This window comes from Arthrobacter sp. M4 (assembly GCF_020251205.1).
Classification (GTDB): Bacteria; Actinomycetota; Actinomycetes; order Actinomycetales; family Micrococcaceae; genus Arthrobacter.
This window is the reverse complement of the sequence record NZ_JAIWYX010000012.1, coordinates 1-22,744: the sequence shown is the minus strand read 5'-3', so window position 1 is coordinate 22,744 and position 22,744 is coordinate 1. Positions and strand designations below refer to the sequence as shown.

26 protein-coding genes and 1 riboswitch are annotated in these 22,744 nt (G+C 64.6%); of the genes, 17 read left to right on the top strand and 9 right to left on the bottom strand.

The window, feature by feature from the left end:
- The first annotated feature begins 17 nt into the window (after nucleotides 1-17).
- From LD110_RS18105 to LD110_RS18095, 3 genes are read left to right on the top strand one after another with little or no spacing between them, the layout of a single operon-like run.
- Entirely contained in the window at nucleotides 18-884 is an 867-nt protein-coding gene (locus tag LD110_RS18105; RefSeq protein WP_225500770.1) for a DUF4031 domain-containing protein, read from the top strand.
- Entirely contained in the window at nucleotides 881-1,693 is an 813-nt protein-coding gene (locus LD110_RS18100; protein WP_225500768.1) for a 2-phosphosulfolactate phosphatase, read from the top strand. The genes LD110_RS18105 and LD110_RS18100 overlap by 4 nt, the downstream gene beginning before the upstream one ends.
- A 48-nt stretch (nucleotides 1,694-1,741) precedes the next feature.
- Nucleotides 1,742-2,212 carry a pyridoxamine 5'-phosphate oxidase family protein gene (locus LD110_RS18095; RefSeq protein ID WP_225500766.1) on the top strand — a complete coding sequence of 157 codons (471 nt, stop codon included), beginning with the start codon at nucleotides 1,742-1,744 and terminating at the stop codon, nucleotides 2,210-2,212.
- Between the two features lie 40 nt (nucleotides 2,213-2,252).
- Here the strand turns inward: LD110_RS18095 and LD110_RS18090 are convergent, their stop codons facing one another.
- The 4 genes from LD110_RS18090 to LD110_RS18075 all read right to left on the bottom strand — a co-directional run bounded on the left by LD110_RS18090 (nucleotide 2,253) and on the right by LD110_RS18075 (nucleotide 5,064).
- Entirely contained in the window at nucleotides 2,253-2,654 is a 402-nt protein-coding gene (locus tag LD110_RS18090) for a YccF domain-containing protein (RefSeq protein WP_225500764.1), read from the bottom strand.
- Complete coding sequence (locus LD110_RS18085) at nucleotides 2,651-3,739, bottom strand: ATP-dependent DNA ligase (protein WP_225500762.1); 1,089 nt, start codon at nucleotides 3,737-3,739, stop codon at nucleotides 2,651-2,653. Before LD110_RS18085 ends, LD110_RS18090 begins: the two co-directional genes overlap by 4 nt.
- A 45-nt stretch (nucleotides 3,740-3,784) precedes the next feature.
- The gene (locus tag LD110_RS18080) at nucleotides 3,785-4,267 is read right to left on the bottom strand and encodes a hypothetical protein (protein WP_225500760.1); all 483 of its coding nucleotides are present in this window, start codon (nucleotides 4,265-4,267) and stop codon (nucleotides 3,785-3,787) included.
- A 200-nt stretch (nucleotides 4,268-4,467) separates the two neighbouring features.
- Nucleotides 4,468-5,064: a phosphoribosylanthranilate isomerase gene (locus LD110_RS18075; protein ID WP_225500758.1), complete on the bottom strand. Its 597-nt coding sequence runs from the start codon at nucleotides 5,062-5,064 to the stop codon at nucleotides 4,468-4,470.
- A gap of 99 nt (nucleotides 5,065-5,163) precedes the next feature.
- On the opposite strand from LD110_RS18075, the gene LD110_RS18070 reads away from it, so the two are divergent.
- The 5 genes from LD110_RS18070 to LD110_RS18050 all read left to right on the top strand — a co-directional run bounded on the left by LD110_RS18070 (nucleotide 5,164) and on the right by LD110_RS18050 (nucleotide 8,395).
- A complete protein-coding gene (locus tag LD110_RS18070) occupies nucleotides 5,164-5,769 on the top strand; it encodes a HutD family protein (RefSeq protein ID WP_225500756.1) in 606 nt (201 codons plus the stop codon).
- A 2-nt stretch (nucleotides 5,770-5,771) separates the two neighbouring features.
- Nucleotides 5,772-5,836, top strand: a riboswitch (guanidine-III (ykkC-III) riboswitch).
- A 10-nt stretch (nucleotides 5,837-5,846) separates the two neighbouring features.
- A complete protein-coding gene (locus LD110_RS18065) occupies nucleotides 5,847-6,170 on the top strand; it encodes a multidrug efflux SMR transporter (RefSeq protein WP_225500754.1) in 324 nt (107 codons plus the stop codon).
- Between the two features lie 20 nt (nucleotides 6,171-6,190).
- Nucleotides 6,191-6,511 carry a multidrug efflux SMR transporter gene (locus LD110_RS18060; RefSeq protein ID WP_225500752.1) on the top strand — a complete coding sequence of 107 codons (321 nt, stop codon included), beginning with the start codon at nucleotides 6,191-6,193 and terminating at the stop codon, nucleotides 6,509-6,511.
- Nucleotides 6,512-6,724: 213 nt separating this feature from the next.
- Entirely contained in the window at nucleotides 6,725-7,735 is a 1,011-nt protein-coding gene (locus tag LD110_RS18055; protein WP_225500749.1) for an aldo/keto reductase, read from the top strand.
- Between the two features lie 9 nt (nucleotides 7,736-7,744).
- Nucleotides 7,745-8,395, top strand: coding sequence for an MBL fold metallo-hydrolase (locus LD110_RS18050; protein ID WP_225500747.1), 651 nt, complete (start codon nucleotides 7,745-7,747; stop codon nucleotides 8,393-8,395).
- Between the two features lie 74 nt (nucleotides 8,396-8,469).
- Here LD110_RS18050 and LD110_RS18040 read toward each other — a convergent pair whose 3' ends face one another.
- Nucleotides 8,470-10,176 carry a DEAD/DEAH box helicase gene (locus LD110_RS18040; protein ID WP_225500743.1) on the bottom strand — a complete coding sequence of 569 codons (1,707 nt, stop codon included), beginning with the start codon at nucleotides 10,174-10,176 and terminating at the stop codon, nucleotides 8,470-8,472.
- 331 nt (nucleotides 10,177-10,507) lie between these two features.
- Here LD110_RS18040 and LD110_RS18035 point away from each other — a divergent pair, with 331 nt between their 5' ends.
- A complete protein-coding gene (locus tag LD110_RS18035; protein WP_225500740.1) occupies nucleotides 10,508-11,161 on the top strand; it encodes a bifunctional 2-polyprenyl-6-hydroxyphenol methylase/3-demethylubiquinol 3-O-methyltransferase UbiG in 654 nt (217 codons plus the stop codon).
- On the opposite strand, the gene LD110_RS18030 is transcribed toward LD110_RS18035, so the two are convergent.
- A complete protein-coding gene (locus LD110_RS18030; protein WP_225500738.1) occupies nucleotides 11,125-12,171 on the bottom strand; it encodes an Lrp/AsnC family transcriptional regulator in 1,047 nt (348 codons plus the stop codon). The two genes, LD110_RS18035 and LD110_RS18030, sit on opposite strands and share 37 nt — an antisense overlap.
- A 142-nt stretch (nucleotides 12,172-12,313) precedes the next feature.
- Here LD110_RS18030 and LD110_RS18025 point away from each other — a divergent pair, with 142 nt between their 5' ends.
- The 3 genes from LD110_RS18025 to LD110_RS18015 all read left to right on the top strand — a co-directional run bounded on the left by LD110_RS18025 (nucleotide 12,314) and on the right by LD110_RS18015 (nucleotide 15,374).
- Nucleotides 12,314-13,537 carry a M20 family metallopeptidase gene (locus LD110_RS18025; RefSeq protein ID WP_225500736.1) on the top strand — a complete coding sequence of 408 codons (1,224 nt, stop codon included), beginning with the start codon at nucleotides 12,314-12,316 and terminating at the stop codon, nucleotides 13,535-13,537.
- 25 nt (nucleotides 13,538-13,562) lie between these two features.
- Entirely contained in the window at nucleotides 13,563-14,852 is a 1,290-nt protein-coding gene (locus tag LD110_RS18020; RefSeq protein ID WP_225500734.1) for an MFS transporter, read from the top strand.
- Between the two features lie 87 nt (nucleotides 14,853-14,939).
- Nucleotides 14,940-15,374, top strand: a complete 435-nt coding sequence (locus LD110_RS18015) for an ester cyclase (RefSeq protein WP_225500733.1) — start codon at nucleotides 14,940-14,942, stop codon at nucleotides 15,372-15,374.
- 38 nt (nucleotides 15,375-15,412) lie between these two features.
- Here the strand turns inward: LD110_RS18015 and LD110_RS18010 are convergent, their stop codons facing one another.
- Nucleotides 15,413-16,720 (bottom strand): CynX/NimT family MFS transporter, encoded by a 1,308-nt coding sequence (locus LD110_RS18010; RefSeq protein WP_374200365.1) that lies wholly within the window; start codon nucleotides 16,718-16,720, stop codon nucleotides 15,413-15,415.
- 128 nt (nucleotides 16,721-16,848) lie between these two features.
- Here LD110_RS18010 and katG point away from each other — a divergent pair, with 128 nt between their 5' ends.
- The 3 genes from katG (at nucleotide 16,849) to LD110_RS17995 (ending at nucleotide 20,511) form a co-directional block, all read left to right on the top strand.
- A complete protein-coding gene (gene katG / locus LD110_RS18005; protein ID WP_225500732.1) occupies nucleotides 16,849-19,074 on the top strand; it encodes a catalase/peroxidase HPI in 2,226 nt (741 codons plus the stop codon).
- Nucleotides 19,075-19,176: 102 nt separating this feature from the next.
- Entirely contained in the window at nucleotides 19,177-20,091 is a 915-nt protein-coding gene (gene trmB, locus LD110_RS18000; RefSeq protein ID WP_225500731.1) for a tRNA (guanosine(46)-N7)-methyltransferase TrmB, read from the top strand.
- Nucleotides 20,092-20,103: 12 nt separating this feature from the next.
- Nucleotides 20,104-20,511, top strand: coding sequence for a hypothetical protein (locus tag LD110_RS17995; RefSeq protein ID WP_225500729.1), 408 nt, complete (start codon nucleotides 20,104-20,106; stop codon nucleotides 20,509-20,511).
- A gap of 4 nt (nucleotides 20,512-20,515) precedes the next feature.
- Here LD110_RS17995 and LD110_RS17990 read toward each other — a convergent pair whose 3' ends face one another.
- Together LD110_RS17990 and LD110_RS17985 are read right to left on the bottom strand one after the other, a co-directional pair.
- The gene (locus tag LD110_RS17990; protein ID WP_225500727.1) at nucleotides 20,516-21,187 is read right to left on the bottom strand and encodes an anti-sigma factor; all 672 of its coding nucleotides are present in this window, start codon (nucleotides 21,185-21,187) and stop codon (nucleotides 20,516-20,518) included.
- A complete protein-coding gene (locus tag LD110_RS17985; RefSeq protein WP_225500904.1) occupies nucleotides 21,184-21,684 on the bottom strand; it encodes a sigma-70 family RNA polymerase sigma factor in 501 nt (166 codons plus the stop codon). The genes LD110_RS17990 and LD110_RS17985 overlap by 4 nt, the downstream gene beginning before the upstream one ends.
- Nucleotides 21,685-21,892: 208 nt before the next feature.
- On the opposite strand from LD110_RS17985, the gene LD110_RS17980 reads away from it, so the two are divergent.
- Entirely contained in the window at nucleotides 21,893-22,432 is a 540-nt protein-coding gene (locus tag LD110_RS17980; RefSeq protein WP_225500725.1) for a hypothetical protein, read from the top strand.
- Nucleotides 22,433-22,525: 93 nt separating this feature from the next.
- Nucleotides 22,526-22,744, top strand: a 219-nt coding sequence (locus LD110_RS17975; RefSeq protein WP_225500723.1) for a hypothetical protein, incomplete at its 3' end; no start/stop codon positions are given.

The following is a 22,744-nucleotide window of genomic DNA, read 5'->3' as shown; positions in this document are numbered from 1 at the left end:
AGGTCTACACTGTCGCCATGGCTGTGTACGTGGATCCGCCGTTGTGGCCCGCCCATGGGACCGTGTTTTCGCACTTGGTCTCCGACGAGTCACTCGACGAACTCCATGCCTTCGCGCAAGCCAATGGCATCCCGGAGCGCGCGTTCGACGGCGACCACTACGACGTCCCCGAGCGACGGTACCAAGGCCTGGTAGCGGCGGGAGCAATCCCCGTGGAAGCCCGTGTCCTGGTCCGGAAACTGATCGCCAGCGGCCTCCGCATACCCGCCCGCCAACGCAGCAAAACGCTCACAGTTCCGCTCCTGGAACGCTGGAACGCCGTCCTTCCCGGACATGAGGAGCTGGGGTTCGAACTGCTGGAACGCTGGGGCGAGGAGCACCGCAGGTACCACAGCCGCACGCACCTGCTGTCTGTGCTGGAGGCCTTGGACCTGCTCGCCCCCGGTGGCGCTCCCCGCACGGTGCTCCTGGCGGCCTGGTTCCACGACGCCGTCTACGAGGGCGTGGCCGGGCAGGACGAAGAAGAATCCGCGCAGCTCGCCGAACAGCGCCTAACGGACGCCGGCCTGCCTGCCCCGGAAGTCAGTGAAGTTGCGCGGCTGGTCCGCCTAACTGCCACCCACCGGCCGGAAAGCAACGACGACGACGGCGCGCTGCTCTGCGACGCCGACCTCTCCGTCCTGGGCGGCGAACCAGATGCCTACGCCCGCTACCTCACCGCCGTCCGGGAAGACTACGCCCACATTCCGGACGATGACTTCGCCCGCGGCCGTACCGCCGTCGTACGCCATCTGCTGGAGCTGGACCCGCTCTTCCACAGCCGCAAGGCGCGGGAACTATGGCTCGAGGCCGCGCACCGGAACCTGGAGCGTGAACTGGCATGAACGCACCCCACTCACACATCCTCCACGTACACTCAGCCAGCGCGGTCCACCGCCAACTGCCCTATTCGGTCCGATTCGAGTGGGGACTCAACGGAGCAAATGTGGTGGCTCCGGGGGCCGACCTTGCTGTTGTGGTGGATGTGTTGTCGTTTACCACGTGCGTGAGTGTGGCCCTGGACCGCGGCGCCGAGGTTTTCCCGTACCCGTGGAAAGACGCCACGGCCGAGGACTTCGCCGCCCACCACGATGCGCAGCTGGCGGGCCCGCGAAACGGCGGCGGACTCAGCTTGTCGCCCGCCAGCCTCAGGGCCGCTGAAACCCTTGAGCGTGTGGTGCTGCCGTCGCCTAACGGCTCGACGATCGCCCACGCCCTGGCCAGTGAAGTCCCGCTGGTCGCCGCCGTTTCCCTGCGGAACGCCGGAGCCACTGCCGCCTGGGTGGCCGCCACGCTGCCGGCTGAAGCAGTGGTGGCCATCGTGGCCGCCGGTGAACGCTGGCCGGACGAGTCCATTCGGCCGTGTGTGGAGGACCAAATCGGGGCAGGCGCTTTCATCGCGGGCCTGGTCGCGGCCGGGAAGGGCGGTTATGAGGCCGAACAGGGCGTACACGGCTACTCTCCGGAGGCCTTGGCTGCCAAGGCGGTGTTCGACGCGGCCGAGCCGCGCCTGCTTGAGATGCTCCGCGACTGCTCCAGCGGCCGGGAGCTGGTTGGTGAGGGATACGCCGACGACGTCGGGATCGCCGCGGAGCTGGACGGCAGTTCCGCTGTGGCATTGTTGCGTGACGGCGTCTTCCGGCGCCTCGCGTAGGGCCCAAATGCCCTAGCGGGCGCCTGCACACAGGCGTAGGTTCGGGCCATGAGCGAGAATCCTGCAACTCCGGCCACGCAACAACTCGAGTCCCACGAATGCTGGCAGCTCCTACGAGGTGTGTCGGTTGGCCGCCTGGCCGTATGGGTGGAAGACCATCCGGACATTTTCCCGGTGAACTACACAGTGGACCACGGAACCCTCGTGTTCCGGACCGGATCCGGCACCAAACTTTCTGCGGCACTTTCTGAAAACCCCGTGGCAGTGGAAGCCGACGGTGTTGACGCGGAGAAGGGCGTGGCGTGGAGTGTTGTGGTCAAAGGCCGGGCCTCGGCCATCAACCGCACGGAGGACGTCCTTGATTCCGCGTCACTGATGCTGTTCCCGTGGGAAGCCGGGGGCAAGGACCATTTTGTGCGAGTGACGCCCGACTCCGTCTCAGGCCGGCGCTTCACCGTTGCTGAACCCAAGGTGTGGTGGGCGTCGATGAGCACAGGCCCCAAGGCTAGCCCGGAGTGAGGTATAGGCGCCCGAGCTGTATTTCAGCGCTAGCTGTATTTCAGCGGTAGCTGCGTACGAACGGGCGGTCCGTGGGTACGATCTGCTTGCCCAGCGGCATCAGGGACACCGGAATGAGTTTCAGGTTGGCGATTGCCAGCGGGATGCCAATGATGGTGAGCGCCATGGCGATTGCCGTAATGACGTGACCAATGGCGATCCAGATGCCGGCTACAAGAAGCCAAATCACGTTCCCGAGGAGCGTGAATACGTTTTGCCCGCCCGGCTTGTCCACCACCATCCGTCCAAACGGCCACAGGGTGTAGGACGCAATACGGAACGAGGCAATCCCCCACGGAATTGTGATGATCAGCAGGCAGCACACAATTCCAGCCAGGAAATACCCAAGGGCCAGCCACAGCCCGCCAAAAACCAGCCAGATGATATTGAGCAAGGTCTTCATGATTCCATTGTCCCGCGACCAGTATTGAGGACAGCGTCCAGATCGAACTTCACGGGTTCCTCAAGCTGCTCGTACGTGCAGGATTCCGGCTCCCGGTCCGGCCGCCAGCGTACGAATTGGGCGGTGTGGCGGAACCGCTCCCCTTCCATGTGGTCGTAGGCGACTTCCACCACAAGCTCGGGCCGCAGGGGCGTGAAGGACAAGTCCTTCCCCGCACTCCAGCGGCTGCCTTCAGCGTTGCGCGGCGTCCGGCTGCCTTCTTCCTGCTTGGCCCACGCCCACGGATGCTCGTCGAAATCAGTGACCAGCGGCTGGAGTTCCTCAAAAAGTTCCTTGCGGCGCTGCAAGGAAAACGAACCCACAACGCCCACGCTGGCCAGCCGGCCGCCGTCGTCATAAAGCCCCAACAACAACGATCCGATACGGTCATCGCCGCTCTTATGAGTGCGGTAACCGGCAACAACGCAGTCTGCCGTCCGCTGATGCTTGATCTTGAACATCACGCGTTTGTCCGGCTGGTAGGTGCCGTCCAAGGGCTTGGCCAGGAGGCCATCCAGACCAGCACCCTCGAACTGGTGGAACCACTGCTCGGCGGTTTCCTTGTTCCTTGTTGTAGCCGTGAGGTGGATGGGGGCCTTCGCTTCGGCGAGCGCTGCTTCGAGCAACGCCCGCCGCTCGGCGAATGGCCTCCCAGTGAGGTCTTCGTCGTCCAACGCCAGTAGGTCGAATGCAACGAACTTGGCCGGCGTCTGTTCGGACAGTAGTTTGACCCGGCTGGCCGCAGGGTGGATGCGTTGCTGCAGGGTCTCGAAATCCAAACGGTCCCCGGACGCGCCCACCAGGACAATCTCGCCGTCCACCACGCACCGCGGTGGCAGCTCGGCCTTGAAAGCGGCAACCAGCTCCGGGAAGTACCGGTTCATGGGTTTCTCGTTGCGGCTCCCGATCTCGATGTCGTCACCGTCACGGAACACAATGGAGCGGAATCCATCCCATTTTGGCTCGTAGCTCATGGACCCATCCGGGATGGAGTCCACCGCTTTGGCGAGCATGGGCGCAACAGGAGGCATGACCGGCAGCTGCATGAAGCCATTCTTGCCGTGCAACACCCGTCGCGCCAGCCGAATCAGCTAGCAGTTGGCTTTCAGCCATGCGTTGACGGGAGCCATCGCCTTGTTGAATTTGCCGCTCGAATACACCGTTTGGTCGGTCAGCCCTGCGATTGCGGTGTCCTTGAAGCGGGCGAAATCCTCCTTCAGGGTTGCCGGGACGCGATCCGCCGTGGCAGCCAGGTCCGCCTTGGCTTTCTCCAGTTCGGCAGTCCTGCCCTGCGCCGCGGCCATGGGCAGAAGGGAAGCACCGGTAGATTGGTCGAAGACGGCGGTGCAGGCTTCGGCTGCCGAGGCGAAGCCGCCAAACGGCCCGGAAGCCGATGCGCTGGCACTTGCCGTCGCTGTGGGCTGCGAGGAGGCCGACGGCGTGCTGGAGCCCTGCGCGGATGCGTTGCTTGACGGCCCGGTGCAGCCGGATAGGGCAAGGCTGCCGGACAAGGCCAGGCCTCCGATGACGGCGACATTCAGGTAACGGACAACGCTATTGAAAGATTTTTTCACGGGTCGCATTCTGCTCGTATTGGGTGTCTCCGGAGGCTTCACCGCTCCGACGACAATGGCCTGCTTGTCCCCGGCGAGCGAGTCTAGCCTGAATGGCCCCGCGCCTTCCAAGTTGACTTTTGGACATTTTGAGCCAAGAACAGGTCCCGAGCCAGCGGGACCCTGGGTCAGGTGAAGGCAGGAGTCATGGCTTTTGAGGTTTAGCTTTTCGCGGCGAGCACGAAGGCGCGGACCTTCTTCAGGTCCTTGACGCCTCTGGAGGATTCGACGCCGGAAGAGACATCCGCGCCCCACGCGCCTGCGGCCTGGGTGGCTTCCGCAACGTTCTCCGGGGACAGCCCGCCGGCCAGCAGCCAGCGGCGGCCGCCAAGCCCTTTGGCCCGCACCGAGGCATAATCCCAGGATTCACCCGAGCCCGGCACCGCCGCATCCACCAGGAGCAGTTCCTCGCCAAGGTCTTCGAACTCTTCCGACGCAGCACCCATGGTGACGGCCCGGATGAGCCGCATGCCGGCGTCGTGCACTGTTTTGACGTCCTCCACCGTGCGGTTGCCGTGAAGCTGGACCCACTCCAGTCCGGCGGCCCTTGCCGTTGCCACCGCGTCGGCGGCGGGCTCCTTGCGGAAAACCGCGACGGCGGCAACGCCTTCGGGTACTCCAGCCAAAAGTTCGCGTGCCCGCTCCGGAGATACCTCGCGGGGGCTTGCAGTGAGGACGAAACCCACCGCGTCGGCGCCGGCTTCCACCGCCGTGCGTACCGCTTCGGGCGTGCTCAGGCCGCACACTTTGACGAACATTTCGCGAACTTCCCCTACATCTCGTATTTCGGACTCCTATGACGTTAGCAAGACTGTGTTTCAAGCGCAGTCCCGAGGCTCCCGGCTAGGCTGGCTTACATGGAGATCATCCGCTTTGCCGATATCAGGCCGGAACCGTGGCGCAACGGGGGCGGGGTGACGCGTGAGCTCGCAAGCCACCCGAAAGCGGCTTCGGCGCAGGACGATGCCTGGGATTGGCGGCTAAGCATTGCGGACGTTTCAAAAGCGGGCGATTTCTCCGTTTTTTCCGGCATGGAGCGTGTTCTCACCGTGATCGACGGCGATCTGTTGCTGCTTACCGTGGACGGGAAGGAGCAGCCCCTTGAGAAGTACCGGCCGTTCCGTTTCTCGGGCGAGGCGCCATCCTCTGCGACGCTTCCGACTGGCGATATCCGGGACCTTAACATCATTGCCCGTGCGCGGGCCTTCAAGGGTTATACCTCCATCATCGAGCTGTCCAAGAAAAGACCGCAGCCGGTGTTCGAAGGCCAATTCGCGGTTCTCCTGGAGGGCCAAGCCTCGGTGGTGCCGCGCACTGATCCCCTTGATTCCGGTGCCGAACAAGACCCACATGAGCCGATCGAACTGGCTCGTTATGACACGGTAGCTGGTTCCGACGTCCATAGTCCTGAGATCTCGGGACGGGGCTTCGTGGCCATTGTGTCGATCGATCGGCTAGCCTGAACCCAAGGTTCCCATTCGAACCTCCGGACGACGGTTCAGTACCCGGTGAGCGACAAGACTGGCCAAAGGAAACCGTCATGTCCTGGGTCATTCTCCTTGTCGCCGGAGCGCTTGAAGCCGTCTGGGCAGCAGCGCTGCACCGAACTTTTCAACGACGCGGCCGCGCACGCATCCTGCCTGCGGTTGTCTTCCTGGCCTCAGTGTCCGCGAGTACTGCTGGATTGGCTATCGCAATGCAATCCATTCCTACCGGCACTGCCTACGCGGTGTGGGTGGGTGTCGGCGTGGTTCTGACCTCGGCTTATGCAATGGTCACCAGGGTGGAACGTCCAACGGCAGCGCGGCTAATGCTCTTAGCGGGCATCGGTGCCTGCGTGGTCGGCTTGAAGGTCCTGGCGTAGCGGTGGCCGGGCGACCGGGCATGGCCTGGGTCATTCTGTTGGCATCGGCTGTACTCGAGGCGGTGTGGGCAACTGCCCTTGGATTGTCCGACGGCTTCTCACGTGCGCTACCCACGGTTGTCTTTGCCGTCGCCGCCACACTGAGCATGCTGGGCTTGGGTCTGGCGGTCAAACGGATCCCCTTGGGCACGGCCTACGCCGTCTGGGTGGGCCTCGGCGCAGCACTGACCGTGGGCTGGGCGATGGTTTTGGGAACTGAACCGGCCAGCCCGCTCAAGCTGCTGTTCATCGCCGCGATCGTGGGCTGCGCTGCAAGACTCAAGGCTCTGCCGGAGAAGTAGAACTGCGTTCCTGCCCAGTTGCTCCGAACCTCGTTCCCGCCATTCTGGCGGTTCTCCCCGGAATACAGGAGCCGCACTAGATGCGGTGGCGAGTAACTGGGAGGGAGCGAGGCCTTCCGACGCTGCGTCCCAAAGTCCGGAATACAAACAAGCACCGCGCAGTTACCAGCGAATGATGCACCTCCGCCGACCGAATCACGAAGGAGTACCACCATGAGCTTGGAAACGGGCACAATACAGCTTGGCGACGGCCTGAAGGTCAGTCCCTTGGGCTTCGGCGGCATGGCCCTAACGCCCGTATATGGCGGTGTCGATCAGGGGCAGGCCCTGAAAACTCTCCATCACGCCGTGGACGCCGGTGTCAGCTTTATTGACACCGCCGACGTCTACGGCGCGGGAGGCAACGAGGAACTCATCGCGCAGTTGCTCGGCGAGCGGCGGGACGAAATCCAACTGGCTACCAAGTTCGGCATCGTGGGCAACCCGCGGGACGGCTACACGGACGTCCGCGGTGACGCCGAATACGTCCGCCTGGCAGCCGAGGCAAGCCTCCGCAGGCTCAACACAGACGTCATCGACCTCTACTACCTGCACCGCCGTGACCTCCGCGTTCCGATTGTGGAAACCGTGAAGGCCATGGCGGCGCTGGTAGCCGAGGGCAAGGTCCGGCACCTGGGGCTCTCCGAGGTGACAGCCGACGAACTCCGCGAGGCCAACAGCGTTCATCCCATCGCCGCCGTCCAGAGCGAATGGTCCATCTGGAGCAGGGACGTCGAGCGCAACGTGGTTCCAGCTGCCAGCGAACTCGGCGTGGGCTTTGTGCCATACGCTCCGTTGGGCCGCGGCTTCCTCACCGGAACCGTCAACACCTCGGATCTGGGCGACGGCGACTTCCGGCACCGCATCCCGCGCTTCGCCGACGGCGTGCTGGACGCCAACCAGGCCGTGGTGAACGCGGTCCGTTCGGTGGCCGCCGAACTGCAGGCGACCCCGGCACAGGTCGCCCTGGCGTGGCTCCTCGCCCAAAGCGGGCGGCACCAGCTCGCCGTCGTTCCTATCCCGGGCACGCGCAAGCCGGAAAGAATCGACGAAAACTTGGGCGCGCTGTCGCTCGAGCTGAGTGCCGCCCAGCTGGCCGCCCTCGACGACGCCGCCTCCGGGGTTGTCGGCTCACGGTCAGCTGATCCCAACTGGGTCTCAGAAGGCCGCGAGCAGGCTCCGTAAACTGGCCGAATGGACTCGCTCATTCACTCCCTGCGTGACATCACCATTCGGCGCATCTCCGTCAGCGAGATGGACAACAATGTGTACCTCCTGACGTCGAAGGCTTCGGGTGAGCAACTGCTGATCGACGCGGCGGATGACTTTGCCGCGATCGGCGGGCTGCTGCTGGACTCCCTTGCAGACTCGGAGGCTGAGCCCAAGCTGTCGGTTGTTGCTACGACGCACCAGCACTGGGACCACGTCAGGGCGCTGAAGGAACTTGCGGATTCCACCGACGCCAAAATAGTTGCCGGTGAGGATGACGCCGACGCATTGCCCGTGCCCGTGGATGTACGGCTGGGCGACGGGGACGTACTGACCTTCACGGGGTTCACCATCACCGCCGTACACCTGCGTGGCCACACCCCAGGATCGATCGCGTACGTTTACCGCGATCCGGAAGGGCCCGCACACATCTTCAGCGGCGACTCGCTCTTTCCCGGAGGTGTGGGAAACACCCAGAACGATCCGGAACGCTTCACGTCGCTCTTCAACGACGTGAAGCAGCGGATCTTCGATGCCTTCCCGGACGACACCGTGGTACATCCGGGGCATGGCAAGCCCACCACGCTGGGAGCCGAGCGCCCGCACCTCGGAGAGTGGCGCGCCCGGGGCTGGTGACACCGGGGCTGGTGACACCGCGGCTGGTGACACCGGGGCTGGCAATAGCACCCGGGTTCACCAACCAGCGCTAGCTAGCGTCCGCGGCGCTCGTTCGACGCCGGAGCTGATGCGCGGCGCGGACCGCGCCGGCCGGTGCTGCTGGTTCCGTTGGAGCCGCGGCCGCCTGAGCCTGGGCCGTACGAGCCGCCGGATACCCCGCCCGTTTCGGAGGACCATACCGGGTTGTTGCCCGTCGCCTGCCGTCCGCCGCGCGCGCCTTGGGCAGAGCCCTGCTGCCCACGTGAACCCTGCTGCCCACGTGAACCCTGTTGCCCACGTGAACCCGGCACGTCGTTCCGGTGCGTGGCAGCTGCGGTGCCGCGACCGCGCGAGCCGCGGGCGACATCGTCGTTCTTTGCGGGACGGCGCTCGGAACGGGGCAGGTCCGTGCGGACCGGCTCGGGGCCAACCTTGCCACGGCCGCCGCGACCACCGCGCCCGCCGACGCCAGTACCCGGGCCGCTCCGCCTCGCGCGCTTCCGCTCAGCGTTGGCGCCGGTGGACTTGCCCCCGCCCTGCTGCGGCATCTTGGCCGCCACCTGTGCAGCCCGGACCTTGGGATCCACGGGCGCTGCCACCTCACCCACCAATTCGGCGACCAGCGGCGAAGTCGCGGTGACGCGCTCGAACGAGACGTCGACGCCAGCGGCCTTCATGAGCTTCTTCACGTCCGGCTGCTGGTCGGGCAGCGTCAGCGTAACCACGGTGCCCTCGGAGCCCGCGCGGGCCGTGCGGCCGGAGCGGTGCAGATAGGCCTTGTGTTCCGTCGGCGGATCCACGTGGATGACCAGCTCGACGTCGTCCACGTGCACCCCGCGGGCTGCGACGTCGGTGGCCACCAGGACGCGAACATCGCCAGCGGCGAACTCGGCGAGATTGCGGTCACGGGCGTTTTGGGACAGGTTGCCGTGCAGGTCGACTGCGGGGATGCCGGCGTCCGTCAACTGCTTGGCCAGCTTGCGGGCGTGGTGCTTGGTCCGCATGAACAGCACACGACGTCCCACACCGGAGGCCAGCGCGGTGACCAGCTGCTTCTTCACGGTCACATCCGCGGCAACCAGGACGTGGTGCTCCATGGTGGTGACAGCGGCCTGCGGCTCGTCAACGGAGTGCGTGAGCGGGTTGGACAGGTAACGGTGCACCAGCTTGTCCACGCCGTTGTCCAGCGTTGCGGAGAAAAGGAGCCGCTGGCCCTGCGTGGGCGTCATGTCCAGGAGCCTCTTCACGACGGGAAGGAAGCCCAGGTCCGCCATATGGTCGGCCTCGTCCAGGACGGTGACCTCCACGGCTTCCAGCGTCAAAATGCGCTGGCGGACCAGGTCTTCAAGGCGGCCCGGGCAGGCGATGACAATGTCCACGCCGGCAGCAAGCGCCTTTTCCTGCCGTGACTGGGAGACGCCGCCGTAAATGACCGTGGTGTTGAGCCCCATGGCCTTGGCCAGCGGCTCTACCGTTGCGTTGATCTGGGTGGCAAGCTCGCGCGTCGGGGCCAGCACCAGGCCCATCGGGCGGCCGGGCTTGCGGAAATAGCCTGCTTCTCGCTCGGCCAGGCGGGACACCAGGGGGATGGCGAAGGCGATGGTCTTGCCCGAGCCCGTGCGGCCGCGGCCCAATACATCGCGACCGGCGAGTGTGTCCGGAAGCGTCTTCACCTGGATGGGGAACGGCGTCTCGATTCCGTCCGCGGCGAGCGCGTCGGAGATGGCTTTGGGCGTGCCAAGGGCAGCAAAAGTAGTCAAAGTTTTCAGGGTCTTTCTGCGGCGTCCTTGCGGACGGGTCCTCACAAACGTTCGGCCCCCGACGCCGGTTGGGCCGAGGGTTCGCCGAGGAAAAGTCAGAGGATCAACCGGGCAGCGGCGCTAGCCGCAGAGTCCGGGACCAAAACGCGTTCATCGACGCAGGATGTGCCTCTCACATGAAAAAAGCCCCGAAGTCCTAGGCAATCGCCAGGCACAAGCAGGGCATCACTGCACATCAAGTTCACCTAGTCTAGCATCCCGGGAGGGTACCCCTCGGCGCTCGGACACGTCACAATACTCCCTAAGCACAGGATGGGACGGAGCACTGCGCGTGGAAGAAGACGTCTTGGAAGATAAAGACCTTGGGCACGACGGCGACGCCGGAGCCCTTTGGGACGCGATGTACCGCAGCCGGGACCGCGTTTGGAGCGGCAATCCGAACGTCCAACTCGTCGCCGAAGCGTCGGACCTGGAACCCGGAACCGCCCTTGATCTCGGCTGCGGCGAGGGCGCCGATGCCCTCTGGCTCGCCGGACGCGGCTGGCGCGTCACCGCCGTCGACGTTTCCGCCGTCGCGCTTGAGCGTGCCGCCCGGCACGGCGCTGCTTCGCCGCACGGTGCCAGGGTGCGCTGGATCTACGACGACGTAGCCGCCTGGACGGGTTTGGGCACTTTTGACCTGGTATCGGCACAGTACCTGCACTCGCCGCTGCTGCCCTGGACGACGTCGCTGCGTACCGCCGAGCAGTGCGCTTCCGTGGGCGGGACGCTGCTGATGGTGGGCCACCACCCGGACGGACTGGCTCCCTGGAGCCACCACACCGATCCCAAGCCGTATTTCACGCCCGAGCAGCTTGCCGCGGAACTCCGACCGGATCAATGGCTCATTCAGGTGCTCGAATCCAGGCCCAGGGAAATCACGGGCCACGATGGCCAACACGCCACCATTCAGGACACGGTGCTGCGGGCCAGGCGCATCGCGTGAGCCGACGTCACGACCACGGCGCCGGTGGCCGTCGAGTCCGGGTTCAGCATCCAGCCGACCCGCTTGGCCGTATTCAGCATGACCACGTTTTCCACTAGCTGAATGTCCGGCACGCGCTGCTGGACCAGGAGTTCCATCTCCAGCACATCCGCCAGGGATCGCAGCCACATGATGATCACAAAGTTGGTTCGGCCCGTGGTTGATGCGGTGAATCGGATGTTGCGGATCCCGCGCAGGGCTGCCGCGGCCTGGTCGTGGCCGCCGGCCGGGACGTTGGCGAACCACTGGACAGTGATGGGATAGCCGGAGTACTTCTGCGCGATTTCGCAGCGGAAGGACAGCAGCTTACTGGTGAGCACCCGGCCCAATTGGCGTTGCACCGTGGCGGGGTGGCGGCCCAGCGCCCTGGCGATTTCGGCCGCGGAAGCCCTGCCGTCGCGGGCTAGGAAGGGAAGGATAGCCAAGTGGCTCTCAGGAAGCGGAGCCACAGCTTCGCCGTGCGCAAAGCCAGTAGTTTCCGGCCCGGCAAGCAAGCGGAGGGCGGCCTGCTGCGCCTTGTCCAGTACGTTGAGCCGCCAAGCGTAGCCGCTGGTGTAAATGCGCGTGCAGAGGGCCGCCTGGTACTTCGTCAGGCCTCGAATGGTCTTGAGCCGGGGCAGCAGTTCGGAGCTGAATTCGCCCAGGGTCTGCGTGATGACCGTCAAAAGGAGGTCGCGGTCACTGGCGGCCTCCTCCACGGTGATGACTTCCGGAATCTCCGCGATGGCCGCGGTCACGGACGGTCGCAGGTGCATTTCGCAGTCGACGTCCATCAGGGCCAGGCAGGCGTTTTTGGGATCGCCCATCAAATGGGCAGTGGTCCACGCCGCTCCCTCAGCCCGCAGCCGCTCCCATCGTGACGTCAGCGTGGTCGCGTGCACGCCCAGCACCTGGGCGGCGTCCGACCAGCTGATCCGGGGCGCAATCTGCAGCGCGTTGATGAGGCGAAGATCGTCCTCGCTGAGTTCCATTGACCTTCCCTCTCCTTTGGATGCATGAATTCTGCTTTGGAGATTGTTCCAGTGCATATTTCCAGCAGTTTGGCGGACTGTGAACCATGTCACCACAAAATGGCAGAGGAAGCCATAACCGAACGAGAGGTCAGGACCAAGAATGACGATCACCGCCGACGCCAAAGCACTGCAGGAAGACATCGTCCGGTTCCGCCACGAGTTGCATCGGGAGCCAGAGATCGGCCTGCACTTGCCCCGCACACAGGAAAAGGTGCTGAAGGCGCTCGACGGACTCCCTTATGAAGTTACCTCGGGCAAGAGCACGACGTCGGTCACCGCCGTCCTGCGCGGAACCGCGCCTCACGCTCCCGCTGAGAAGCCCGTGGTCCTGCTCCGTGCCGACATGGACGGCCTGCCCGTCCAGGAACGCACCGGCGTCGACTATTCCTCCACAATCAACGGCGCCATGCACGCCTGCGGCCACGACCTGCACACCGCCATGCTCGCCGGAGCAGCCACGCTCCTGGCCGAGCGCCGCGATCAACTGGCCGGCGACGTCGTCCTGATGTTCCAGCCCGGCGAGGAAGGCTTCGACGGAGCCAGCCACATGATCAGCGAAGGTGTCCTGGAGGCATCAGGCCGCCGGGCCGATGCAGCCTATGGGATGCACGTCTTCTCCGCTTTGGAACCGCACGGCCGCTTCGCCACAAAGTCGGGCGTGATGCTCAGTGCCTCCGACGGTTTGGTGGTGACAGTCCTCGGCGCGGGTGGCCACGGTTCGGCGCCCCACTCGGCCAAGGATCCGGTCACCGCGGCCGCGGAGATGGTGACCGCGCTGCAGGTGATGGTGACCAGGCAGTTCAACATGTTCGATCCCGTGGTCCTTACCGTTGGGCTCTTGCAGGCAGGTACCAAGCGCAACGTGATCCCGGAAACTGCCCGCATCGAGGCCACCATCCGGACGTTTTCCGAGGAGTCCCGGCTGAGGATGATGGAATCCGTGCCGCGGCTTCTTCGCGGAATCGCCGCAGCACACGGCCTGGACGTCGACGTCGACTACCGCAATGAGTACCCCCTCACCATTACCAACCACGACGAGACAACCACGGCAGAACACGTCATCGGCGAAATGTTCGGCGGGGAGCGTCTGGCTCGCTGGGCAACGCCGATGAGCGGTTCCGAGGACTTCTCCCGGGTCCTCGCCGAGGTACCGGGCACATTCGTCGGTTTGAGTGCCGTCGCCCCCGGAGCGGACCACTCCACCTCCCCCTTCAACCACTCCCCCTACGCAACGTTCGACGACGGCGTCCTCGCCGATGGTGCCGCGCTGTACGCGCAGCTGGCCGTATCGCGAATCAAGACACTCACCGCCTCCGCCAACTGACCAGCCAATGTCCTTGGAGCCCCACATGACCACCACTGCCGCCACGGCATCGACGTCCACCAGTCCGTCCAACATCAGAACGCTGATCGGTACCGGCATCGGCAACGCTGTCGAATGGTACGACTGGGCCATCTACGCCACGTTCGCACCGTTCTTTTCCAGCCAGCTTTTCAGCAACGCCGACCCCACGTCGGCCATCCTGTCCACTCTGGCGATCTTTGCAGTCGGCTTCGTCGCACGGCCGTTCGGTGGCTTTGTGTTCGGCTGGATTGGCGACCGGATTGGCCGGAAGTCCTCGATGACACTTGCGGTTGGCCTCGCCGCCCTGGGCAGCCTCTTGATCGGCATCGCGCCAACCTTCCAGGCCGTTGGTTTCTGGGCTTCGCTGCTTCTTCTGGTGGCGCGGCTCATCCAGGGCCTTGCCCACGGCGGTGAGCTGCCGTCGTCGCAGACTTATCTGTCCGAAATGGCGCCAAAGGAGAAGCGCGGGTTTTGGGCGACGCTCATTTACACCTCGGGAACCGTGGGAATCCTGGCTGGAACACTGCTAGGCGCGGTCCTCACCGGAGTCCTCAGCAAGGACGCCATGGCCGCATGGGGCTGGCGCGTGCCGTTCCTCATCGGCGCGGCTCTGGGCTTGTACGCGCTGATCATGCGGGCTCGGCTGAAGGAGACGGACGCGTTTGAGCAGGAGTCGACGGCGGAGAAGCGGGAACCGATGTGGCCGCAGATCGTCCGCCACCGGAAGCAGGCGTTGCAGGTCATCGGTCTCACCGTGGGCCTGACTGTCATCTACTACATCTGGGGAGTTGTGGCTCCCACCTACGCAGCAACAGCCCTGAAAATGGATCGCGGCGCAGCCCTGTGGGCCAGCCTCGTCGCCATGGTGGTGTTCATCGCCGTCCTGCCGCTCTGGGGCAAGCTGTCCGATCGTTTCGGCCGGAAACCGGTGATGGTGGCCAGCGCCGTAGGTTCTGCGCTGTTCCATTTCCCGATGACGTGGCTGCTGAAGGACTCACCATGGCAGCTTGCCGTGTCCATGTCCGTGATGCTCATCTTCATTGCCGGCAGCGCCGCGATCGTCCCGGCGGTATACGCAGAGTTGTTCCCCACCAAGATCCGTACCGTGGGTGTTGGCGTCCCCTACTCAATCTGCGTGGCAGCATTCGGCGGCACGGCCCCTTACCTGCAGACGTGGTTGGGCAGCATCGACCTGGGCAACATGTTCAACGTCTACGCGGTGGCCCTTTTGGTGATCAGCGCCCTGTGCGTCTTCACCGTTCCGGAGACCAAGGGCAAGGACCTGACGCACTAAATCGCTGACAGTCCAAGGACCCATTGCCACGGCGTACGGCCAGGCCTACACTCACTGCCGTCAGCAGCTTCAGCGAGGAGGTGTGCGATGTCGATCAGTGAGGTGGAGCGGATCGATGATCAAGGAATGGCTGCTTGGGACCAACACAATGTTGATGATTTTGTAGCACTGTTTGCCAGCGATTTCGTCTTTAGGGATGTCTCTGTTCCGGAGGTCTTTACTACACCCGAGGGCGTTCGCCGGTACATGGAAGCCTGGTACAAGGCCTTCCCCGATATGAGGGCCAAGACCACAAACAGGGTGGTTTCCGAGAATCAGGTGGCAGGCGAGGTGCAGTTCACGGCCACGCACTCCGGCCCCTTGAACTTTGGCGGAACTGAGATTCCTGCCACTGGCAAGAGTGTCGTTGGTGGCGGGTCGTACTTCGCCAAGGTGGAGGACGGAAAGATCGTCTCCTTCACTGCCTACCCGGACGCAGCGGGCTTGATGGCGCAATTGGGATTGATGGGGGCACAGGCCTGACGAGCTCTAGGAGGCGAGCGCTGATGTGGGCGGCTGGTTCAGCCGCCCACACCGACGTACCGCCGGCGTCCCGCCCTGTAGCCGAACACCGCCGCAAGCCCACCCACCGCCAGGAACAGGACCCCAGCGGCAGCGAAGCTCCCGGTGGCCTGGTGCAATTGGCCCACCATCAGCGTCCCGGTGGATCCGAGGCCGTAGCCCACTCCCTGCATCATCCCGGACAAGTGCGCGGCAGTATGCGCATCCCTGGTGCGCAGCATGATCATCGTCAGCGCAACGGCGGTCAGGCTCCCCTGTCCCAAACCCAGCAACCCTGTCCACAGCCAAATCAGCTCCACCGGCCCGAAGATGCTCAGCGCGAATCCGCCGCCGGTCATCAGCGCCACCACTGTATTGATTGCGCGCTGGTCGCGGAAACGCGCGGCCAGGGCGGGTGCAAACAGTGAGCCGAGCATCTGCAACACGATCGACACCGACACCATCAGTCCGGCCGTGCCGCCGTCGATCCCCCGCTCGCGAAGGAGCGGGGCCAACCATGCGAACACGCTGAAGGACATCATCGCCTGAAGCACCATAAAGATCGTGACGTTCCACGCCACAGCCGAGCGCCACACATTGGCGCCGGCAGCAACTGCGGAATGGTGAATGGGCCGTTGGCGTACTGCCACCGGGAGGAACAAAAGAAGCACGACGGCGGCAGGCAGCACCCAGAACCACAGGGCCGCGGTCCAGTGGCCAGCAACCGCAAAAACCGGATACGTGAATCCGGCGCCAAGCGCGGCCGAGGCACAGATCGCCGTCGTATACAGACCGCCCATAAGTCCCAGCCGGTGCGGGAAGTCCCGCTTCACCACCCCGGGAAGCAGCACATTGCACAACGCGATCGCGGCACCGCACGCAACCGTCCCGGCTAAAAGGGTTGGCAGGTGCCCGGTACCCGGCAAGTCCACTGGACGCAACGCCAACCCGGCTGTCAGCACCGCCATCGCGCCGAGCAGCACCCGCTCGGCGCCAAAACGACGGGCCAGCCACGGCGCCAGCGGTGCAAAAACCCCCAGCAGTGTGACCGGCACGGTGGTGAGCGCCACAACCGCCCAGCCCGGCAGACCGGCGTCGGACGTCATCTCAGGCAACACGGCGGAAAAACTGGAGAACACCGTCCGCAGGTTCAGTCCAATCAGCACCAGGCAAACGCCTAGGAAGACCAAGCCGCGGCGGCCAACACGCGTCGGCTCGGCGGCGGGGACATCATCGATTTCGGCGTCTACCAGGACGTCGGGCCTGCCGGTCCGGTCGTTGATCTGTTCGCGAGTATTGGACTGCTCAGCGGAATTCACGCCACCCATTCTGGCAGGCCTGTGACCCGTAGCCGCCGTCACACGGCCGCCCGCAGCGGGCGGCCGTTCGATCTTTACTGGCTCCGTGGAGTGGTCAATACTCTAAGGGTGCCGAGCACAATCATGAGTATCCCTACATGGAATCGGTCACTAAGGAGAAGACAGTTATGTCTGAGCGTGGCAGCGAAAGCGAAAACCCGGCAATTCCCGCTCCGACTCCGAAGCCGAGTCGGCCCAGGACCAACCAAGACTGGTGGCCCAACCAGCTCAACTTGGACGTTCTGCATCAGCACTCGCCCCAGGCCAACCCCATGGGTGAGGCCTTCAATTACGCCGAGGAGTTCAAGGCCCTCGACGTCGAGGCGCTGAAGCGGGACCTCATCGAAGTGATGACGAACTCGCAAGACTGGTGGCCGGCCGACTATGGCCACTATGGGCCGTTGTTCATCCGAATGTCGTGGCACGCCGCCGGAACCTACCGCATCGAGGATGGCCGGGGCGGTGGCGGCAGCGGCGCCCAACGTTTCGCTCCCCTCAACAGCTGGCCGGACAACGCGAGCCTGGACAAGGCGCGCAGATTGCTTTGGCCGATCAAGCAAAAGTACGGCCGTAAGATCTCGATGGCGGATCTGCTCGTCTACGCCGGCAATGTCGCCATGGAATCAATGGGATTCAAGACGTTCGGCTTCGGGTTCGGGCGGGAAGACATCTGGGAACCTGAACAAATCTTCTGGGGCCCAGAGGACACGTGGCTGGGCGATGAGCGGTACAACGCGCCGGGCGAGTTCCAGGCTCCATTCGGTGCAGTGCAAATGGGGCTCATCTACGTGAATCCGGAGGGGCCGCAAGGGAATCCGGATCCGCTGGCTTCCGCCAAGGACATCCGCGAGACCTTCCGCCGGATGGCGATGAACGATGAGGAGACCGTGGCGCTGATCGCCGGCGGCCACACGTTCGGCAAGACCCACGGGGCCGTCACGGCGGAGAACCTCGGTCCTGAGCCGGAGGCTGCCCCCCTCGAGCAGCAGGGCCTGGGCTGGAAGAACCTGGTTGGCACGGGCCACGGCCCCTACACCCTCACAGGCGGGCCCGAAGGCGCGTGGACCAATGAGCCGATCAAATGGGACAACGGATTCTTTGACAATCTGTTCAAGTACGAGTGGGAGCTGACTGAGAGCCCGGCCGGGGCGAAGCAGTTCAAGCCGACGAATCCCGAGGCTCAGGACACCGTCCCCGACGCCCACGACCCGTCGAAGCGCCACGCGCCCATGATGCTGACCACGGACCTCGCCCTCAGGCAGGACCCGATCTACGGGCCAATCTCAAAACGCTTCCATGAGCACCCCGACGAACTCGCCGATGCGTTTGCCAGGGCCTGGTACAAACTGCTCCACCGCGACATGGGCCCTGTCACGCGGTACCTCGGCCCGTGGGTTGCGGAACCGCAACTCTGGCAGGACCCGGTTCCAGCTGTCGACCATGAGCTCATCGGTGGGGAAGACGTTACGGACCTCAAGGCCAGGATCCTTGCATCGGGGCTGTCCGTCTCCCAGCTGGTCTCCACGGCATGGGCGTCGGCAGCCAGCTTCCGGGGTACTGACAAGCGGGGCGGCGCGAACGGGGCGCGCATTCGCCTGGCGCCGCAGAAGGACTGGGAGGTCAATCAGCCCGCGGAGCTGGCCAAGGTACTGGAGACCCTCGAGCAGGTGCAGCAGGACTTCAACAGCTCGCTGTCCGGCGGGAAGAAGGTCTCCCTCGCGGACGTGATTGTGCTCGGTGGGTGCGCGGCCATCGAGCAGGCTGCGAAGAATGCGGGGTTCGAGGTCACTGTCCCCTTCGCTCCTGGCCGTACGGACGCCACCCAGGAGCAGACGGATGTGGAGACGTTCGCCGTGCTGGAGCTGAAGGCGGATGGTTTCCGCAACTATCTCCGCAGCGGGCAAAAGCTGCAGCCGGAGACGCTGCTCGTGGACCGGGCCTTTATGCTGAACCTGACCGCGCCCGAGATGACGGTTCTCGTAGGCGGCATGCGCGCCCTGAAGGCCAACTTCGGGCCGTCCGAGCACGGTGTCTTCACCGATCGGCCCGGGACTCTGACCAACGATTTCTTCGTGAACCTGTTCGATATGAAGACAGAGTGGAAGGCGTCCGGGTCCGAGGAGAACGTCTACGAGGGTCGCGACCGGACAACAGGCGAGTGGAAGTGGACGGCCACCGCTGTTGACTTGGTCTTCGGGGCGAACTCACAACTGCGGGCGATCGCCGAGGTCTACGCATGCGACGACGCGCAGGAGAAATTTGTCCACGACTTTGTCCGGGCGTGGGACAAGGTCATGACGCTGGATCGGTTCGACATCGCCTGAGCCAGCCACAGTCCCGGTACCTGGGACGGGAAGGGCCGGGGTCGTCGTCGTGATGGCCCCGGCCCTCCTTTTGCATGAAAACTCTCAACTATCCTGAAAGGGATGAGCGACACCCCTGAACAACCCCAATTCCCGCGGCCGATCACGCCGGGCAGCCAGGCATCCTTCGGCACCTACCGGCACCAACCGGTCAGTTTTGTGCGCCGTGGAACACGGCTCCAGGGCCGCCGGCAGCAGGCTTGGGAGGAACACTCCGACAAGTTTGTGGTCGACGTCCCGCGGCACATCGCCGACACCTCGGTGCACCCGGATTACGCGTTCGACGCCGAAGAAGAGTTTGGGCGAAAAGCGCCCCTGATCGTTGAGGTCGGTTCCGGGCTGGGCGAAGCCGTCGTCCACGCCGCGGAACAAAACCCGGACAAGGATTTCCTGGCCGTCGAGGTCTATGCCCCGGGCCTTGCCAACACCCTGCTCAGGATCGGCCAGCGCGGACTGACGAATGTTCGTGTGGTGCAGGCCAACGCCCCTGAGGTCCTGGAGACAATGCTCCCGGAGGGCTCCGTCAGTGAGATTTGGGTCTTCTTCCCGGACCCGTGGCACAAGGCCCGGCACCACAAGCGCCGACTCATCCAACCGGCGTTCGCCAAAGTCGCCGCCAAGGCCCTGGAAAAGGGCGGGCTGTGGCGTATCGCCACAGACTGGTCCAACTATGCGGTCCACGTTCGCGAAGTCCTGGCCGGTTCGCCGGACTTTGAAAACGTGCACCACGGCGAGCGCCGCGGTGCCGACAGTCCGCTGACCCAAGTGTGGGAGTCCGGCGTCGAAACCATGGTGGGCGGCGCCCCGGTCAAGGAAGGCAGGGCCCCTGTGAGCACGCAGCACACCGGCCCCAGCGAGGGCGTCGACGACGTGGGCGGTTGGGCCCCTCGATTCGATGGCCGCATCCGGACCAGCTTCGAAAACAAGGCCCACGATGCGGGGCGTATGATTTTCGATCTCACGTATCGCAGGATCTAGACAGGGAACGCCATGAGCCGGCAGCCGGGATCGCCGTCGCTGTACCCACCGCTGGGACCTCAGCCCCCGCGCTTTGACAGGCGTGGCCTGGCCGCGGGAATCACCAGCATCGTCACCGCCATCCTGGCCCCCATGGCGGCGCTGCTCAGCGTTCCGCTCGGTTTCCTGTCATTGGCGGCCCAGATCACCAGGTATGCGGACCGGAACGAGGGCTGGTGGGTTGGTGCACTGGTCCTGCTTGTACTTGCCGCGACCTTGGTACTGACCGCAGTGATTTCCGGCTTGTTCGCGGTGTTCCGCTCCCGCAGGGTAAACGCCGGTCGCGTCACCGGGTTCATTGGACTTGGCATCGTCGCGCTGACGGCGTTCGGCATGCTCTTTTCGGCAATGATGGTGGCGGGCAGCATCCAAGGCGGTTAATGGCTCAGTGGCCCGTGACCGATATCGACGCGACAGCGTGCTGCTCTTCGTCGCGGAGTTCGACGCCGGTGATCGCCCCGAGTTGCACAGGTGTGGCACCGGTGACTTTAACCCGTCCGCCCGGCGTGGCAGTCCAGGCGCAGGCTCGGTCCTCCCGGCCGTCACGGGCCTTGACCCACAGCGAATAGGTGCCGTCATACGGCATGCTCCGGCCCTCAAGATTCAGTTCAGTGCCCCAGTTCTTCTTGACCAATCCGACGGTGAGCTGGAGCCCGTTGTCCGCCGATACCGAATAGCTGGCGTCCGGCTGGGGAGGCGGGCTGAGCAGGGGGGCACCAAGTAGTCCGGCGCCCAGGCACGCAGCGGCGACGCCGCTCACCAGGGCGACCCGCCGTCGTCGGGAATTACGACGCCGTTTGGCAAGTTTTGCGAGCAAGGCACCTGAAACTTCACCCGCCGGGGCCGGCCCAGCAGAGGCTGCGCCGCGCGAGGTAAGCGCGACCGCGTCGTCCACCGGCACGGCGTCAAGCAAGGCGGGGAGGCTCTCAAGGTGTTCCAGTTCCCTGCGGCACTGGGCGCATCCGGCGAGGTGCTCTTCGAATTCGCGGGCCTCGTCCTTGTCCAGTCCACCCAGCAAGTAGGCGCCCAGCATTTGGTGGCGCTCGGCGTCATTCATCGCTGCACCCCCATTTCGTCCAGGATTGTCCGCAGGGCGCGGACAGCGTAGAAAGCGCGGGATTTCACGGTGCCTTGCGGGATGTTCAGTTCGACGGCGGCCTCGGCAACGGTGAAACGGCGGTAATGCAGGGCGACCAGGACATCCCGGTGCTCACTGCTCAAACGCATCAGGGCTTCCTCCATCAGCACCCGGTTCAGCAGTTCGTCCACGCGTTCCTCGGCGCCGGCCGGGTCCGCGACATCCTGCTCGGCAGCCTCGATGGGACGATGCTGGGCGCGCCGGTAGTTGTCGATGATGATGTTGCGCGCCGTCCGGAAGAGGTAGCTGCGGAGGCTGCCGGTGATGGCCGGGGCCTGGCGCCAAACACGCAGGATGGTCTCTTGGACCACGTCGTCGGCGAGGGCCGCGTCGGGCATGCAACCGAGAACGAACCTGCGCAAGGCAGGACCGTGGTCCCGGTAAATGGCGGCCACCACGTCCTCATCCAGCGGCATCCGCGCCCCGCTTCCCCGTGTCCTGTCCGACCAGTTCGTGTCCAGCATGTCCACATCCAGCATGTCCGAACCTTGCCTCCTGCCTTTCTCTGCGGTACGACGCGCGGAAGGGCAATTGTGGTTCAGATGTGAACCATTCTTCACCTGAAGGCGTCATAGGGGTTAGCGCCTCGAACGCCGCCAGTCACAACCCATGTGAGGAGCAGTAATGAAAAACTCGATCCGAACCGGACTCGCCTTGCTCGGCCTTGGCGTATTGCTCTCCGCCTGCGCCGGCGGCGCGGGCACCCAGCCTGCGACGACGGCGCCCGCCACGAACACAGCCACCTCCAGCCCATCGGCGACGTCCTCCGCAACGCCAGCTGCCGCCGTCGAACTCAAGACCGCCTCATCGTCCGCCGGGAAGATCGTGGTGGACGGCAAGGGAATGACGGTCTACTTCTTCACCAAGGACACCAAGGGTTCCGGCAAGAGCGCATGTTCCGGCTCTTGCGTCGCCACGTGGCCGGCGGTCACGACGACGGCGGACACGCCCAACGTGGACGGTGTCACGGGCACAGTGGGAACCATCACGACGTCTGATGGCAAGAAGCAGGTCACGCTGAACGGGCTTCCGCTTTACCACTACGCGCAGGACAAGGCTGCGGGCGACGTCAAGGGACAGGGCGTCAACAACGCTTGGTACGTGGTGAGCCCGTCCGGTGACATGATCAACACCTCTTCTGCGCCCCCGACGATGGGCTACTGAGCAGGGGTCATTGCCGCCGACCGGGTGGACCGCCCCTATTTTGTCAGTGCCTCCCTTTAGGTTGAAGGTACTTCGGGAAGGGGGGTGGTTTGGATGGTTGGGGCGTTCGTTGACGGTGATGACGCATGTGTTCCGGCCGAGCTGTTCACCGACCAGGAAGATTCCCTGCTCTCCGGCACCGTCCGGCTGCCTTTGGCGTCCTGCCTCACCGCGGACGGCGCCCTGCACGTGGCCGTGGCCGCGGACCGGCTGATCGCCTGGGCCACCGCGATGAAACTGCGCGCCCTGGCCCGCGCGGAGGAAGCCATCACC

Coding starts and splice junctions, on each gene's coding strand:
- LD110_RS18065 (WP_225500754.1), top strand. CDS start 5,847: ATGTCCTGGGTCATTCTCCTTGTCGCCGGAGCGCTTGAAGCCGTCTGG.
- LD110_RS18050 (WP_225500747.1), top strand. CDS start 7,745: ATGGACTCGCTCATTCACTCCCTGCGTGACATCACCATTCGGCGCATC.
- LD110_RS17990 (WP_225500727.1), bottom strand. CDS start 21,187: ATGAATGACGCCGAGCGCCACCAAATGCTGGGCGCCTACTTGCTGGGT.
- LD110_RS18010 (WP_374200365.1), bottom strand. CDS start 16,720: ATGGGTGGCGTGAATTCCGCTGAGCAGTCCAATACTCGCGAACAGATC.
- LD110_RS18020 (WP_225500734.1), top strand. CDS start 13,563: ATGACCACCACTGCCGCCACGGCATCGACGTCCACCAGTCCGTCCAAC.
- LD110_RS18075 (WP_225500758.1), bottom strand. CDS start 5,064: ATGTTCGTCAAAGTGTGCGGCCTGAGCACGCCCGAAGCGGTACGCACG.
- LD110_RS18015 (WP_225500733.1), top strand. CDS start 14,940: ATGTCGATCAGTGAGGTGGAGCGGATCGATGATCAAGGAATGGCTGCT.
- LD110_RS18090 (WP_225500764.1), bottom strand. CDS start 2,654: ATGAAGACCTTGCTCAATATCATCTGGCTGGTTTTTGGCGGGCTGTGG.
- LD110_RS17985 (WP_225500904.1), bottom strand. CDS start 21,684: ATGCCGCTGGATGAGGACGTGGTGGCCGCCATTTACCGGGACCACGGT.
- LD110_RS18085 (WP_225500762.1), bottom strand. CDS start 3,739: ATGCAGCTGCCGGTCATGCCTCCTGTTGCGCCCATGCTCGCCAAAGCG.
- LD110_RS17980 (WP_225500725.1), top strand. CDS start 21,893: ATGAAAAACTCGATCCGAACCGGACTCGCCTTGCTCGGCCTTGGCGTA.
- katG (WP_225500732.1), top strand. CDS start 16,849: ATGGAATCGGTCACTAAGGAGAAGACAGTTATGTCTGAGCGTGGCAGC.
- LD110_RS18055 (WP_225500749.1), top strand. CDS start 6,725: ATGAGCTTGGAAACGGGCACAATACAGCTTGGCGACGGCCTGAAGGTC.
- LD110_RS18025 (WP_225500736.1), top strand. CDS start 12,314: ATGACGATCACCGCCGACGCCAAAGCACTGCAGGAAGACATCGTCCGG.
- LD110_RS17995 (WP_225500729.1), top strand. CDS start 20,104: ATGAGCCGGCAGCCGGGATCGCCGTCGCTGTACCCACCGCTGGGACCT.
- LD110_RS18105 (WP_225500770.1), top strand. CDS start 18: ATGGCTGTGTACGTGGATCCGCCGTTGTGGCCCGCCCATGGGACCGTG.
- LD110_RS18070 (WP_225500756.1), top strand. CDS start 5,164: ATGGAGATCATCCGCTTTGCCGATATCAGGCCGGAACCGTGGCGCAAC.
- LD110_RS18100 (WP_225500768.1), top strand. CDS start 881: ATGAACGCACCCCACTCACACATCCTCCACGTACACTCAGCCAGCGCG.
- LD110_RS18060 (WP_225500752.1), top strand. CDS start 6,191: ATGGCCTGGGTCATTCTGTTGGCATCGGCTGTACTCGAGGCGGTGTGG.
- trmB (WP_225500731.1), top strand. CDS start 19,177: ATGAGCGACACCCCTGAACAACCCCAATTCCCGCGGCCGATCACGCCG.
- LD110_RS18030 (WP_225500738.1), bottom strand. CDS start 12,171: ATGGAACTCAGCGAGGACGATCTTCGCCTCATCAACGCGCTGCAGATT.
- LD110_RS18095 (WP_225500766.1), top strand. CDS start 1,742: ATGAGCGAGAATCCTGCAACTCCGGCCACGCAACAACTCGAGTCCCAC.